Raw genomic sequence first — 15,347 nt, forward strand, 5'->3', positions numbered from 1 at the left:
AAAGCGACAAGCAGCAGAGCTGATCAGAAACGAAACAAGTCAACAGCGGATCCGCAGGACGAGGTCTCAGTCCCGCTCCACTCATCCACTCATCCAGCCATCCGGGGCACCTTCCCCGGCTCCGGACGGCACCTGGTGGTGACGGAGCGGGCATGAGACCTGGCTCTGCGGATCCGTGGCGTTGTCAGCCCGTGGCTCTATCAAAGAGGCAGGGCAGCACACACACCAGACGAAGCCGTGCGATGGGGGTCGAGGCGGTGACGAACCAGAAGCACGTGCCGGTGATGCTCGACCGCATCGTCGACCTGCTCGCGCCGGCGCTCGCCGATGGTGGCGTGCTGGTCGACTGCACGACGGGTCACGGTGGTCACACCGAGGCCGTCCTCGAGCGGATCGCTGGATCACGCGTGATCGGCATCGACCGGGACACCTATGCCCTCGGCATCGCGGGGGAGCGGCTGGCCCGCTTCGGCGACCGGTGGACAGGCGTCCACGCGGTCTACGACGAGATCCTCGACGTCGTCGCCGGGCAGGGCCTGGACGAGGTCCAGGCGGTCCTTTTCGACCTCGGTGTCTCCTCGATGCAGCTCGACCAGCGCGAGCGCGGCTTCGCCTACGCGGAGGACGCGCCGCTCGACATGCGGATGGACGCCACCCGGGGTCAGACCGCGGCGGACGTCCTCAACAACTACTCCGCGGCGGACCTGACCCGGATCCTGAGGGACTACGGCGAGGAGAAGTTCGCCAAGAAGATCGCCTACGCCATCGTCAAGCGTCGCGAGACGGTGCCGTTCACGACGAGCGGTCCTCTGGTGGAGCTTCTCTACGCGGAGATCCCGGCACCTGCCCGTCGCACCGGCGGACATCCGGCCAAGCGCACCTTCCAGGCGCTGCGGATGGAGGTCAACGACGAGCTCGGGGCACTGCGTACGGCACTGCCGGACTCGCTCGAGGCCGTCGGCGTCGGTGGCCGGGTGGTCGTCGAGTCCTACCACTCGCTCGAGGACCGGCTCACCAAGCGGGCCTTCACCGAGGCGACCAAGCTGGACGTACCTCCGGACATGCCGTTCGTGCCGCCCGAGGCCGAGCCGTCGTTCCGCCTGCTCACCCGTGGTTCCGAGCAGGCCAACGAAGCCGAGATCGAGGAGAACCCGCGCGCCGCCTCGGTGCGACTGCGCGCGGTGGAGCGCACCAAGCCCCGAACCAACCTTCCCAAGTCGAACCCTGGAGCAGCCAGATGAGCATCGCCGCCGCGCCACAGGCGCCCGTGCGCAGCCCGGACCGGGCCACCGAGACGACCCAGACACGGCTCACCGCCGTGCCGGCGCCGCTGCCTGCCCCGATGGCGCCGCGACTGCCGTTCGTCGTGCTCGTCTCGATGCTGCTCATCGGTGGCGTCGTGGGTCTGCTCGTCTTCAACACCTCCATGCAGCAGTCGGCCTTCCAAGAGGCGCGCCTGCAGGAGCAGGCGACCACGCTGGCCGCCCGGGAGCAGGCGCTCGACGGTGAGCTGAAGAAGATGGAGGACCCGCACAAGATCGCCGCCAAGGCGAAGGATCTCGGCATGGTCGTCCCGCAGAACGCGGCCATGCTCCGGGTCCCCGAGGCGAAGATCGAGGGCGAGGCGGCCGCGGCCGACCGGTCCGCGACGCCGCCGCTGCACCCGAAGGTCGCCAAGCCCTACAGCGTGCTGGTCGCCGAGCAGAAGGCGGCCGAGGCGGCCGCCGCGAAGAAGAAGGCGGCCGAGCTTGCCGAGAAGAAGCGCGAGCAGGAGGCGGCAGAGAAGCAGACGGCCGAGGAGCAGCAGCGTACGTCTTCGGGCGAGGCTCGGTAGGGGAGCGGAGCGATGGCCCAGCGACAGGTCAAGCGGAAGGTCCGCCGGCCGGCGCGCCGCTCTGCCTCGCGGTCCACGCCGAAGGCGACGCAGCGACGCGGGCCGGTGCACATCCGGCTCCGCGTCGGCTTCATCCTGGTGGCGATGGTGCTCTCGGTCTTCGGGGGCCGGCTGGTGCAGCTGCAGGGCATCGACCCGCACTCGTACGCCGCGATGGCGGCCGCCGAGAACGTCGTCGACGTCGTGCTGCCGGCCGAGCGCGGCGAGATCCTCGACCGTGACGGCGAGGCGCTGGCGGACTCCTCCGACGGGCTGATGGTGCTGGCCGATCCGAAGCAGACGAAGAAGGACGCTCCGGCGATCGCCGCGTTCCTGGCGAAGGAGCTCGGCGTCGACTACGCCTCGGCGCTCGCCAAGCTCCGCAAGGACGGCAGCCGGTTCCAGTACATCAAGCGTCAGGTGCCCGCGACCCAGGCGACCGCCGCGGTCGAGAAGGCGGGCGAGGAGGGCTACCAGGGCCTGTGGACCAGCCGTGACCCGCTGCGCAACTACCCCAACGGCGACGTCGCGGCCAACCTCGTCGGCTTCCTCGGCAACGACGGCCCGCTGGCGGGCCTCGAGGCCGCCTTCGACAAGCACCTGGCCGGCAAGGACGGCCACGCCGAGTACGACGCGACCAGCCCGGTCAGCGGCACGCGGATGCCGCTGGGCACCAACAACCGCGTCGACCCGGTCGACGGCAACGACCTGAGGCTCACCATCGACCGCGACCTGCAGTACTACGTGCAGCAGACCCTGATGGACGCCGTGCAGAAGTCGCGCGCGGAGTCGGGGATGGCGGTGGTCATGGACACCCAGACCGGCGAGATCCTGAGCCTGGCCGACTACCCGACCTTCGATGCCCGCGACCCGGCCGCCTCGCCGAAGTCGCTGCGCGGGAGCAACGCCCTCTCCAACGTCTACGAGCCCGGCTCGGTGCAGAAGGTGCTCACCGTCGCCGGCCTGCTCGACCAGGGGCTCGTCTCGCCCTCGACCAGGCTCAAGGTGCCGGGGTCCTACCGCTCGGGCGATGCCGACATCCACGACTGGTACGAGCACGGCATGGAGAAGCTCACCCTGGCCGGTGTGATCGCGAAGTCCTCCAACATCGGCACCGTGATGGCCGCGAACAAGTACGAGGACGGCCAGCTGCGCGACTACCTGGCCGCCTTCGGTCAGGGTCGGCGCACCGGCCTCGGCCTCGACACCGAGTCGGCCGGTCTGCTCGCCTCGCCGGAGACCTGGAACCCGGCAGATGAGGACCGCATCGACTTCGGCCAGTCGATCTCGGTCAACGCCGTGCAGATGACCGCCGCGCTCAACACGATCGCCAACGGCGGCGTACGCATCGACCCCAGCCTCATCGCCGGGAGCGCCACCAACAACTCCGGCATCGAGGTCGGCACCGACACCGCCGATCGCACCCGCGTGGTCTCCGAGGAGGCCGCCTCCCAGACCGGGGAGATGATGGAGCGGGTCATCAACGACCCGGACAACGCCACCGCTCCGCAGGCCGCCGTTCCCGGCTACCGCGTCTCCGGCAAGACCGGTACCGCGCAGCGGGTCAACTCCGAGTGCAAGTGCTACGACGGCACCACCACGGTCTCCTTCGGCGGTTTCGCCCCCACCGACGACCCGCGGTTCACGGTCTACGTGGCCATCCACAACCCCGGCAACGGTGGTGGCGGTGGCACCGTCACCGGCCCGGTCTTCTCCCAGATCATGTCATTCGCCCTGCGTCGCTACGGCGTCCCGCCGACCGGCACCGAGCCTTCGAAGATGCCCACTGGTTGGTGAGTTGCGCGGCTGCAGGAATACCCGGTTAACCGGGTATTCCTGCACTTCTCGGGCATTGCAACACCAGAGAAGTGCAGGCATTGCCTGTGCGCTGTGACGGATGAGACAGATGATCCAACCCAAATGCATAACATAGGTATGTTATGTTTCTCGGGTGAGTACGACACCTGCCTCCGGACGTGACCTGTCGCTCGCCCTCGAGAAGGTGGTGCGACTGGTGCGGGAGGTGTCGACCGCTGGGGACGTGTCGCCGACGGCGGCCACGGTGCTGGCCGGGCTGGCGAGGACGGGACCGCAGCGGGTCACGGACCTGGCAAAGGTCGCCGGGGTGTCCCAGCCCGCGATGACGCAGCTGGTCAACCGGCTCACCCAGCAGGGGATGCTCGCCCGGGTCGCCGATGACGCCGACAGGCGCGCGGTCCTGGTCGAGGTCACCGACGCCGGACGTGAGGTCCTCGAGACCAGGCGCGGGCAGCGAGCCGGTGTGCTCGACGCCGCCCTGGCCCGGGTCTCGACCGAGGACCGTGCCGCCATCGCGGCGGCGCTGCCCGCACTCGACCGGCTCGTCGACGCCGTGCTCGATTCCTGACGCGCCGGCCTGCCGGCGACGCGTCGAAACCAACGTCTGAGAAGAGGCAAGAAGAATGAGCTCCCACCAAGGGGCAGCTGCCGCAAGTCCGTTCAAGCAACCACGCGCCGTGTGGGCGGTCGCGTTCGCGTGCGTGGTGTCGTTCATGGGCATCGGGCTCGTCGACCCGATCCTGCCGGTGCTCGCCGAGGAGCTGGCCGCGACACCCGCGCAGGTGTCGCTGCTGTTCACCAGCTACCTCGTGGTGACCGCCGTGGCGATGATCGGCGTCGGCTGGGTCTCCAGCCGGATCGGCGCCAAGTGGACCCTGATCCTCGGCCTGGTGCTGATCGTGGTCTTCGCCGGGCTGGCCGGGACTGTCGACGGTGTCGACGGCATCGTCGGCTTCCGGGCCGGCTGGGGCCTGGGCAACGCGCTGTTCATCTCCACCAGCCTCGCCGTCATCGTCGGCTCGGCGACCGGAGGGTTCGCGGGGGCGATCATCCTCTACGAGACCGCGCTCGGCCTCGGCATCGCGGTCGGCCCGCTCCTCGGCGGCGTCCTCGGTGGCATCTCCTGGCGCGGCCCGTTCTTCGGCGTCTCCGCGCTGATGGCGATCGCGCTGGTCGCCACGCTGGTCTTTCTGCCGCCGACGCCCAAGCCGGAGAAGAAGGTCACCCTGCTCGCGCCGCTCGCCGCGCTGCGCCACCGCGGGCTGCTGACGATGGGCATCATGGCGCTGCTCTACAACTGGGGCTTCTTCACCCTGCTCGGCTACGCGCCCTACCCGATGGGGCTGCACGACCCGCTCCAGCTCGGCTGGGTCTTCTTCGCCTGGGGCATCCTCGTCGCTGTCTTCGCCGTGTGGGGTGCGCCGTGGGCGCAGCGCCGCTTCGGCACCGCGCCGACCCTCTACGTCAACCTGCTCGGTCTCGGCGCCCTGCTCGCCGTCATCGGCCTCGGTGTCTCCTCGCCGACCGTGGTCATCGTGGCCGTGATCCTGTCCGGCATCTTCGTCGGCCTCAACAACACGCTGACCACCCAGGCGGTCATGCTGGTCTCGCCGGTGGAGCGGCCGATCGCGTCGTCGGCCTACGGTTTCGTACGCTTCATCGGCGGCGGTCTCGCGCCCTTCGCCGCGGGCAAGATCGCCGAGGCGACTGACCAGTCGGTGGCCTTCTATGTCGGCGCCGCCGCGTTCCTGGTCGCGATCCCCGTCCTGGCCAGCGGCCACAAGCTGATCACGGCCGCCGAGTCGGCCGAGACCGCCGAGCCGGTCGCACCGACGCTCGAGCCCGTCGGCCCGGTCCGTGGTGAGGGCCGTCCCGTGCTGGTCGCCGTCGGCGCCACCCTCGATGCCGACGCGGTCGTCGACCGGGCAGCAGAGATGGCCGCGGCCGAGGGCGCTCCGCTCGAGGTCGTCCACGTCCGCGAGACCGAGGTCGTCGAGGAGCTCGCCATCGACGCCGAGGAGCCGGAGATGGCCGCTGCGACCGTACGCGCCCACCTGGACCGCCTCGCCGCCCGCGGCGTGAGCGCGTCCGGCCTGGTGCTGCACAGCGTCGGCGACCACGCCAGCGCTGGGATGGTGCTGGCCAGGTACGCCACCGAGGCCCGGGTCCGCACGATCGCGCTCGGCTCCTCGCCCCGGGGCCGTGCCGCCCAGCTCGCCGACGGCTCGATCACCTCCGCGGTCGTGCGGAACGCCGGCGTACCCGTCGTGCTCGTCGTTCCAGGCCAGGAGCCGCACGAGCTCAGCGCCGCAGCATTGACCCAGCTACGCCACGCCTGAACGCCACGCCTGAGGTCGGCCCGGCGGGACCTGGTCCCGCCGGGCGGATAACCTTCGCCAGGTGAGCAGTGCGTACGAGACGGCGGATCCCAAGAGCCCGACCCGCCCGCGAGTGACCGAGCCGGTGACGCTGGCCGAGCTGGCCGGCGAGTTCGGCCTGGACGTACGGGGCGAGGCCCGTGTCACCGGGGTCACGCTGAGCTCCCAACGGGTGCTGCCCGGTGACCTCTACGCCGCCGTCCCCGGGAGCCGGGCACACGGCGCCAGCTACGCCGCCAGTGCCGTCGAGGCCGGAGCGGTCGCGGTGCTCACCGACGCCGCCGGCGCCGCCGAGCTGGAGTCCCAGGGTCTCGGTGAGGTGCCCGTGCTGCTCGTCGAGAAACCGCGCAAGGTGCTCGGCTCGGTCTCGGCCCGCGTCTACGGCAACCCGTCGGGCAAGCTGCGGCTGATCGGGGTCACCGGCACCCAGGGCAAGACGACGACCACCCGGCTGGCCGAGAGCGCGCTGCTCGACGCCGGCCACCGCGCCGGCGTCATCGGCACCGTCGGCACCCGGATCGGTGGGCGCGACGTGAAGACGCCGCTGACCACGCCCGAGGCTCCCGACCTGCACGGTCTCTTCGCCCGGATGGTCGAGGAGGGGACCGAGGCGTGCGCCATGGAGGTCTCCTCCCACGCCCTGGTGATGGGCCGCGTCGACGGGGTCGTCTTCGACGTCGCCGTCTTCCTCAACCTGGGCCGCGACCACCTCGACTTCCACGAGACGGTCGAGGACTACTACGCGGCGAAGGCCGACCTGTTCACCCCGGAGCGGGCGATGTTGGGCATTGTCAACATCGACGACGAGCACGGCCGGCGCCTCGCCGCCGAGGCGACGATCCCGATCGTCACCTACGCCCTGCACGACGACACCGCCGACTGGCGCGCCACCGACGTCGAGCTGCGCCCCGACGGCTCCACCTTCACCGTCCACGGCCCCGGCGGGCTGGAGTTCCCGGGCGCCAGCCCTCTGGCCGGCGACTACAACGTCAGCAACACCCTCGCCGCCCTGGCCAGCATCCACCACGCGTACGGCGAGGAGACCGTGGTGCGCGACGTCGCCACCGCCCTCGCCAAGGGCTCCGGCGTCCCGGGACGCCTCGAGCGGATCGACGAGGGCCAGCCGTTCACCGTCGTGGTCGACTACGCGCACAAGCCGGATGCGGTCGAGGCCGCGCTCGGCACGCTCCGTCCGCTGACCGAGTCCCGGCTGATCGTGGTGATCGGTGCCGGGGGAGACCGCGACACCGGCAAGCGGCCGATCATGGGGGAGATCAGCGCGCGCCTGGCCGACCACGTGATCGTCACCGACGACAACCCCCGCACCGAGGACCCGGCGAGCATCCGGCGGCAGGTGCTCGAGGGCACCACCGACGGCAGCGCGAGCGTCGAGGAGATCGGCGACCGGCGGGCCGCGATCGTACGCGCCATCACTCTCGCCGAGCCCGGCGACATCGTCGTCGTCGCAGGTAAGGGGCATGAGACGGGCCAGGAGATCAACGGCGTCACGCACCCGTTCGACGACCGCGAGGTCGTCCGTGCGGCGTTGGCCACACAGTGATCGATGTGCCGATACGGCGGGGTGCCGCAGAGCCGGCGAAGCCGTAGGGAAGAATGCCGGGGGCCGGTGTCTTCGCTATGCACACCGGCCCGGGGGCAAGGACATGAACGGCATGGCAAGGAAGGCACCCGGCTGACATGAGAGCGATCTTGCTGAGCGGAGCGATTGCGCTTCTGTTCTCGCTGCTCGGCACCCGATTTGCGATCGTACAGTTCACGAAGTTGGGCTACGGCCAGGAGATCCGCGAGGACGGGCCGACCACCCATCGCACCAAGCGAGGCACCCCGACCATGGGTGGCGTCGCGATCGTGATCTCGGTCGTCGTGGGCTACTTCGCGGCCAAGCTGTTGACCGGGGACGCCCCGAGCGCGACGGCCTATCTGCTGCTCTTCCTCCTGGTGGGAATGGCCGCGGTCGGCTTCGTCGACGACTTCATCAAGGTCTTCATGCAGCGCAACCTCGGTCTGCGCGCGTGGTCCAAGATGGTCGGGCAGACGCTGGTCGCGGTGGGCTTCGGTGCGGTGGCGATCCACCCCGGGCTGGCCAACGCCGACGGCATCACGCCGGCGGCCGACCAGCTCTCCTTCATCCGTGACTTCGGTCCACACTTCCTCGCCGGGGACGGGATCCTCTACTGGCTCGGTGGAGCCCTCCTGCTGGTGATCTTCTGGATCATGGTCACCGGCACCTCCAACGCCACCAACCTCACCGACGGCCTGGACGGGCTGCTGGCGGCCTCCTCTGCGATCGTCTTCGCCGCCTACACGATCATCTCGATCTGGCAGAACAACCAGCGCTGCGGCCGCCCGAGCGTGGAGATCGGCACCTGCTACGAGGTGCGCGACCCGCTCGACATGGCGATCCTCGGCGCCGCGATCAGCGGCGCCTGCATCGGCTTCCTGTGGTGGAACGCGAGCCCGGCGAGGATCTTCATGGGCGACACCGGCTCGCTGGCGCTCGGCTCCGTGCTGGCCGGGTTCGCGATCCTGTCGCACACCGAGTTCCTGCTGATCATCCTCGGCGGCCTCTTCGTGACCGAGACGGTCTCGGTGATCCTGCAGACCGGTTGGTTCAAGATCACCCGCAAGGTGACCGGCACCCCGAAGCGGATCTTCCGGATGACACCGATCCATCACCACTTCGAGATGCTCGGCTGGGAACAGGTGACCGTGGTGATCCGGTTCTGGATCATCACCGGCCTCTGCGTCGCGGCCGGTCTGGGAATCTTCTACGCCGAATGGGTGGCGACCATCTGATGACTGAGCCAGAGGACAAGTCCGAGAAGCTCGACAAGCTCGGCCGCAACGACTCCTGGGAGGGCGTGAAGGCGGTCGTGGCCGGCTTCGGCGTCTCCGGTTTCGCCGCCGCCGACAACCTCACCCACCTGGGTGCCTCGGTGATCGCGCTCGACGAGTCGCCGGGCGACGAAGAACGCCAGGAGAAGGCCAAGCTCCTCGGCATCCTGGGTGCCGACGTACGCCTCGGCGAGGGCGCCACCCACGTGCTGCCCGACGACGTCGACGTCGTGGTCACCTCGCCCGGCTGGAGGCCGACGGCTCCGCTGCTCGCCCAGGCGCGCGAGCGCGGGATCCCGATCTGGGGAGAGGTCGAGCTCGCCTGGCGGCTTCGCGACCCCGACAACGCCGCCCCCTGGCTGGCGGTCACCGGCACCAACGGCAAGACCACGACCGTGCAGATGCTCGACAACATCCTGCGTACCGCCGGGCTCCGGTCCGTCGCCGTCGGCAACGTCGGCCTGCCGATCGTCGAGGCCGTGATGGACCCCGAGCCCTACGACGTCTTCGCCGTGGAGCTCTCCTCCTTCCAGCTCCACTACACCTCCTCGATGGGCGCCGAGGCGGCCGTCGTCCTCAACATCGCCGAGGACCACCTCGACTGGTACCCCTCGATGAAGGAGTACGCCGCCGACAAGGGCCGCGTCTACGAGGGCGTCGAGCTGGCCTGCGTCTACAACGTCGCCGACGAGGCCACGCTCCACCTGGTCGAGGAGGCCGACGTCGTCGAGGGCGCCCGCGCGATCGGCTTCACCCTCGGCACCCCGGCGGTGGGTCAGCTCGGGATCGTCGAGGACATCCTGGTCGACCGGGCCTTCATCGAGGAGCGTCAGACCTCCGCCGCGGAGCTGTGCCAGATCTCCGACCTCGCCTCCTCCGCGCCCCACTACGTCCAGAACGCGCTGGCCGCGGCCGCGCTCGCCCGGGCGCACGGGGTCTCCCAGGCCGCCGTACGCGACGGGCTGAAGTCGTTCCGTCCCGACGGCCACCGCATCGAGGTCGTCGCCGAGGCCGGCGGCGTCACCTGGGTCGACGACTCCAAGGCGACCAACCCGCACGCCGCCCAGGCCTCGCTGCAGGCCTACGACCCGGTGATCTGGATCGCCGGCGGGCTGGCCAAGGGCGCCCGCTTCGAGGACCTGGTCGCCTCCATCCACGACCGGCTGCGGGCCGTCATCCTGATCGGCCAGGACCGCGACGTCATCGCCTCCGCCCTCGCCGCCCACGCCGGCGACCTGGAGATCGTCGAGCTCGACGACCCCGACGGCGTGGCCGCTCTCGCGGAGGCCGTCGAGATCGCCGCAGCGCTGGCCAAGCCCGGCGACACCGTGCTCCTGGCCCCCGGCTGCGCCAGCCAGGACCAGTTCCGCGACTACAAGGCCCGCGGCGAAGCCTTCGCCGACGCCGTACGCCGCCAGCTCTGACCCCACTCGCCTCGGCAGGGGCGACACGCGGGGGAGATGCGCCGCGAACGCGGAGACGGCGGCGAGAATGTAATGGACGTACGTCGCACCGCAACTGGGAGGTAGGCCGTGACGACCACCAGCCCCGACCAGACCGGTTCCGGATCGGCCGAGCAGGCCAAGGCGTACCCGAAGTCGGTTCTCGGCTACCTCAAGGCCTGGTTCCACGCGCTGAGGGTGGCGCTGAACCGGCCGCTGGCCGCCTACTACCTGCTGCTCACCAGCACCGCGCTGCTGCTGACCATCGGGCTGATCATGGTGCTGAGCGCCTCGAGCGTGTGGGCCTACACCCAGATGGGCAACTCCTACGCGATCGTCGGGCGGCAGGTGCTGTGGGTGATCATCGGCATCCCGTGTGCGTTCATCGCCTCCAGGATCAGGCCGAAGCACCTGCGACGGCTGGCCTGGCCGGGGTACGTCATCGCCTGCGTGCTGCTCTTCCTGACCATCTTCCTGGGCCACGACGTCAACGGGCAGCAGAACTGGATCGGGGCCGGCCCGGTCAAGATCCAGCCGAGCGAGATCGCCAAGCTGGGGATCGTGCTGTGGGCGGCCCACGTCTACGCGCTCAAGGAGCGCCGGCTCGACAGCCTCCACGAGGTGCTGATGCCGGTCCTGCCGGGCATCGCGCTGGCCACCGGCCTCGTCCTCGCCGGCCGGGACCTCGGCACCGCGCTGGTCTTCTTCGCGATCGTGCTCGGGATGCTGTGGGTGGTCGGAGCGCCCGGGCGGCTGTTCGGGATGGCGATCTCGATCATCGGTGTCTCGGTGCTCTTCCTGATCAGCACCGACACCGAGCGCCTTGCCCGGCTGACCAGCTTCGCAGACCCGTTCAAGGACTACCACGGACAGGGCTGGCAGCCCTCCCACGGTCTCTACGCCCTCAGCTCGGGCGGCATCCTGGGGCAGGGGATCGGGGCGTCACAGCAGAAGTGGGGCGACCTGCCCGAGGCCCACACCGACTACATCTTCGCGGTGCTCGGCGAGGAGCTCGGCCTGGTCGGCACCCTGCTCGTCGTCGGCCTCTTCCTGACCCTCGCCTTCGCGCTGATCAAGGTCGCGCGCCAGACCGACCGGCCGTTCGTACGCTACTTCAGCTTCGGCGTGCTGGTCTGGCTGCTGGGCCAGATGATCATCAACGTCGGCATGGTGCTCGCGCTGCTGCCGGTCATCGGCATCCCGCTGCCGCTGGTCTCCTACGGCGGCTCGGCGCTGATCCCGTCGATGGTGGCGCTGGGCGTCGTGATCGGCTTCGCCCGTCGTGAACCTGCGGCAGCCGCGGCGCTGAAGCAGCGTAAAGCCTTGGCAAAGGATCGAGCCCGCCAGGCAGCCGCTTACCGGTCCGCTCAACGCAACCGATAAGTTCGGACGCATCATGAAGGCCCTCCTCGCCGGTGGTGGCACCGCCGGACACACATCCCCCCTGCTCGCCACGGCTGACGCCCTGCGCCGTCTGGACCCCAGCGTGGAGGTGACCTGCCTCGGCACGCCTCGCGGCCTGGAGAACCAGGTCGTTCCCGCCGCGGGCTACCCGCTCGAGCTGATCCCGCCCGTCCCGATGCCGCGCCAGCTCAGCAGCGACCTGCTGAAGGTGCCGGCCAACCTGAAGGGCGCGGTCGACGCGACGTACGAGGTGCTCGACCGGGTCCGGCCCGACGTGGTCGTCGGCTACGGCGGGTACGTCTCGGTGCCTGCCTACATCGCCGCGAAGCGGCGCCACATCCCGGTGATCGTCCATGAGGGCAACTCGATGCCCGGCTACGCCAACAAGGTCGGTGCTCGGCTTGCCGACCGGGTCGCGGTGAGCTTCCCGGACACCAAGCTGCCCAAGGCCGAATACATCGGGCTGCCGATCCGCCGGATGATCTCGACGTTGGACCGCTGGGCGCTGCGCGCCGAGGCACGCAGCTTCTTCGGGCTCGACCAGCACCGCCCCACGATCGTGGTCACCGGTGGCTCACAGGGCGCCCGGACGATCAACGAGTCGGTCTCCGGCGCCTACCCGGCCCTGGCCAGCAACGGGATCCAGGTGCTCCACGTGATCGGCCCGAAGAACGAGATGGTCTCGCCCGGCCCCGGCTACCACGTGCTCAACTACGTCGACCGGATGGACCTCGCGCTGGCCGCCGCGGACCTGATGATCTGTCGCTCCGGCGCCAACTCGGTGATCGAGGCGAGCGCCGTCGGGGTCCCAGCCGTCTACGTACCTCTCCCGATCGGCAACGGCGAGCAGGCCCTCAACGCCCGCGCCGTCGTCGACGCAGGTGGCGCCGTGCTCGTCTCCGACGCCGACATGAATGCCGCCTGGGTCACCAGCCACGTACCCCCGATCGTCACCGACCGCGCCCGCCTCGAGGCGATGTCGAAGGCCGCCAGCGACCTGGTGCCGCGCGACGCCGACGAACGGCTGGCGCGGATGATCTTCGAGGTCGTAGCAGGAGGCAGGTCATGAGAGTTCCGGTTCCTGAGCACATCCTTCCGGCCGAGCAGCTGGGCCGGGTCCACTTCATCGGCATCGGTGGGGCGGGCCTGTCCGCGATCGCCCGGGTCATGCTGGCCCGCGGGATCGAGGTCTCCGGCAGCGACGGCGCCGACTCGTCGATGGTCGCAGCGCTGCGCGAGGAGGGCGCGACCGTCTACGTCGGTCACGACGCCTCCCAGGTCGACGGCGTCGACACGCTGATCGTCTCCACCGCGATCCGCGAGGACAACCCCGAGTACGTCGCGGCCGTCGAGAAGGGCCTGCGGATCTACCCGCGCTCGGCCGGCCTGGCCTCGGTGATGGAGGGCCGCCGCGTCCTCGCCGTCGCCGGCACCCACGGCAAGACCACCACCACCTCCCTGTTGACCGTCTCCCTTCAGACCGCGGGCGCCGCGCCGACCTACACCGTCGGTGGCGAGCTGGCCGCCTCGGGCACCAACGCTGCCGAGGGTTCGGGCGACCTCTTCGTCGCCGAGGCGGACGAGTCCGACGGCGCCTTCTTGGTCTACAAGCCGTACGCCGCGGTCGTCACCAACGTCGAGGCCGACCACCTCGACCAGTGGGGGACCGAGGAGGCCTACCGCGAGGGTTTCGCCCAGTTCGTGGGGCGACTGGCTCCCGACGGGTTCCTGGTCGCGGTCATCGACGACCCCGGCGCCGCCGACCTGCGTCACGTCGCCCACTCGCTCGGCCGCCGCTTCATCGGCGTCGGTGAGTCGGAGCTGGCCGACGTACGTGCCGTCGACGTCGTCCTGGAGGGCACCACCTCCTCCTTCACCGTCGTCGACGGGCTCGACGAGCTGGGCCGGATCACGCTGCAGATCCCCGGCCGCCACTACGTCGCCGACGCGCTGGCCGCGTTGACGGTCGGCCTGCGTCTCGGTCACTCCTTCGACCTGCTCAAGGCGGGGCTGGAGTCGTTCACCGGCACCCGGCGGCGGATGGAGCGCAAGGGAGAGGCCGCAGGCGTACGCGTCTACGACTCCTACGCCCACCACCCCTCCGAGATCGCCGGCGACCTCGTCTCCGGCCGGTCCGTGGCGGGGCAGGGGCGGCTCATCGTCGCCTTCCAGCCGCACATGGTCTCCCGCACCCGGATCTTCGGCGAGGAGATGGGCCGCGTGCTCGGTGCCGCCGACGAGGTCGTCGTCCTCGACGTCTACCTCGCCCGCGAGGACTACGACCCCGAGGTCACCGGCAAGCTCGTCGCCGACGCAGTGCCGCTGCCGCCCGACCGGGTCGTCAGCGTCGCCGGGCTCGAGGAGGCCGCCGCCGAGCTGGCCCGCCGCGCCCGGCCGGGTGACCTGGTTCTGACGCTCGGGGCAGGTACCGTGACCGAGGTGGGCCCGATGGTGCTCGCCAGGCTACGTACGGCAGAGCAGTAACGCTGGGGGAGGCGAGCATGGGGGAGAAGGGGCCCGGTGTGGAGACCGAGATCGCCGAGGCCCTGGAGATCGCCCAGTCGGCGTCCGGGGAGCGAGAGATCGACCTCGAGTCGGAGGAGGCCAAGGCCGGCGCCGAGTCGAGCACCGAACCGGAGCCGGCGGAGTCTCAGGACGAGCCTGCGGCGGTCGATCCGGCGACGCTGAAGAGCCGCAAGGCCTTCGCCAGGCGGCAGTGGCGCCGGCGCTGGCTGGCGTGGCGCTATCTGATCGTCGGCACCCTGGTCATCGCGCTCCTGCTCGGTGGGATCTGGGCGGTCTACTTCTCCACCTGGCTGCAGGTCAAGGGCACCTCCGTGCACGGCTCGATGAAGATGACCAATGCGAAGCAGGTCGTCGAGTTCGCGGCAGTCCCGGTCGGCGAGCCGCTGGCGACCGCCGACCTCGAGGCCGTGCAGGTGCGCGTGCTCAACGGGCTGCCGATGGTGCGCTCGGTCAACGTCTCGCGCGAGTGGCCCGACAAGATCCGGGTCGACGTCACCGAACGTACGCCGGTGGCCGTCGTCTCCATCGGCGGCCGGCTCCGTGCTCTCGACGAGACCGGCACGGTCTTCTGGGACTACAAGAAGGCGCCGCGAGGTCTGCCGATGGTGAACACCGTCACCGGCACCAACTCCGACGCGCTCCGCGAGGCCGCCTCGGTGGCCTCGGCGCTCCCGGCCGACCTCGCCAAGACGGTCGACCACGTCGAGGTGACCACCGTCGACTCGATCTCCCTGGAGCTGCGCAACGACAAGCGGGTGGTGTGGGGGAGCAGCGCCCAGTCCGACACCAAGGCCGACGTCCTGGTCGCGTTGATGAAGGCCGAGCCCGACGTGGCCCGCTACGACGTCTCCGTGCCCGGCCAGCCCGTCACCAGCAAGAGCGTCGACTGACCTTCTCTACTCGAAGGCAACGGATCGGCACAACTGATCCGCATCCGCGTGTCGCGCCAGTTTGAGGACGTACGTCTGCCTACTGTTCTGAGAACGGCGAGGTTGACATAACTATAACCCTCAGGCTGAGGGTAAGGGTTGAGAAGCCCGTCGTAAGGAC

General features: G+C 70.0%; 12 protein-coding genes. All 12 read left to right on the forward strand.

Annotation, left to right across the window (positions count from 1 at the left end; translation table 11 throughout):
• Positions 1-242 precede the first annotated feature (242 nt).
• The gene (rsmH, locus tag ABZY89_RS19700) at positions 243-1,241 is read left to right on the forward strand and encodes a 16S rRNA (cytosine(1402)-N(4))-methyltransferase RsmH (protein WP_355229904.1); all 999 of its coding nucleotides are present in this window, start codon (positions 243-245) and stop codon (positions 1,239-1,241) included.
• Positions 1,238-1,834 (forward strand): hypothetical protein, encoded by a 597-nt coding sequence (locus tag ABZY89_RS19705; RefSeq protein WP_355229906.1) that lies wholly within the window; start codon positions 1,238-1,240, stop codon positions 1,832-1,834. Before rsmH ends, ABZY89_RS19705 begins: the two co-directional genes overlap by 4 nt.
• Before the next feature lie 12 nt (positions 1,835-1,846).
• Positions 1,847-3,670 carry a penicillin-binding protein 2 gene (locus ABZY89_RS19710; protein WP_355229908.1) on the forward strand — a complete coding sequence of 608 codons (1,824 nt, stop codon included), beginning with the start codon at positions 1,847-1,849 and terminating at the stop codon, positions 3,668-3,670.
• A 154-nt stretch (positions 3,671-3,824) separates the two neighbouring features.
• On the forward strand, positions 3,825-4,259 hold the full coding sequence (locus ABZY89_RS19715; RefSeq protein WP_355229910.1) for a MarR family transcriptional regulator: 435 nt from the start codon (positions 3,825-3,827) through the stop codon (positions 4,257-4,259).
• A gap of 55 nt (positions 4,260-4,314) precedes the next feature.
• Positions 4,315-6,030 (forward strand): MFS transporter, encoded by a 1,716-nt coding sequence (locus ABZY89_RS19720; RefSeq protein ID WP_355229911.1) that lies wholly within the window; start codon positions 4,315-4,317, stop codon positions 6,028-6,030.
• A gap of 139 nt (positions 6,031-6,169) precedes the next feature.
• Complete coding sequence (locus ABZY89_RS19725) at positions 6,170-7,630, forward strand: UDP-N-acetylmuramoyl-L-alanyl-D-glutamate--2,6-diaminopimelate ligase (RefSeq protein ID WP_355229971.1); 1,461 nt, start codon at positions 6,170-6,172, stop codon at positions 7,628-7,630.
• 137 nt (positions 7,631-7,767) lie between these two features.
• Positions 7,768-8,886, forward strand: coding sequence for a phospho-N-acetylmuramoyl-pentapeptide-transferase (gene mraY, locus ABZY89_RS19730; RefSeq protein ID WP_355229913.1), 1,119 nt, complete (start codon positions 7,768-7,770; stop codon positions 8,884-8,886).
• On the forward strand, positions 8,886-10,349 hold the full coding sequence (gene murD, locus ABZY89_RS19735; protein WP_355229914.1) for a UDP-N-acetylmuramoyl-L-alanine--D-glutamate ligase: 1,464 nt from the start codon (positions 8,886-8,888) through the stop codon (positions 10,347-10,349). Before mraY ends, murD begins: the two co-directional genes overlap by 1 nt.
• 108 nt (positions 10,350-10,457) lie before the next feature.
• A complete protein-coding gene (gene ftsW, locus ABZY89_RS19740) occupies positions 10,458-11,750 on the forward strand; it encodes a putative lipid II flippase FtsW (protein WP_355229916.1) in 1,293 nt (430 codons plus the stop codon).
• 13 nt (positions 11,751-11,763) lie between these two features.
• Entirely contained in the window at positions 11,764-12,840 is a 1,077-nt protein-coding gene (gene murG / locus ABZY89_RS19745; protein WP_355229918.1) for an undecaprenyldiphospho-muramoylpentapeptide beta-N-acetylglucosaminyltransferase, read from the forward strand.
• Positions 12,837-14,255 carry a UDP-N-acetylmuramate--L-alanine ligase gene (gene murC / locus ABZY89_RS19750; RefSeq protein WP_355229920.1) on the forward strand — a complete coding sequence of 473 codons (1,419 nt, stop codon included), beginning with the start codon at positions 12,837-12,839 and terminating at the stop codon, positions 14,253-14,255. Before murG ends, murC begins: the two co-directional genes overlap by 4 nt.
• Before the next feature lie 17 nt (positions 14,256-14,272).
• Positions 14,273-15,187: an FtsQ-type POTRA domain-containing protein gene (locus ABZY89_RS19755; protein WP_355229922.1), complete on the forward strand. Its 915-nt coding sequence runs from the start codon at positions 14,273-14,275 to the stop codon at positions 15,185-15,187.
• Positions 15,188-15,347 lie beyond the last annotated feature (160 nt).

Origin of the sequence: Nocardioides sp. NPDC006303 (assembly GCF_040613175.1) — a bacterium.
Classification (GTDB): domain Bacteria; phylum Actinomycetota; class Actinomycetes; order Propionibacteriales; family Nocardioidaceae; genus Nocardioides.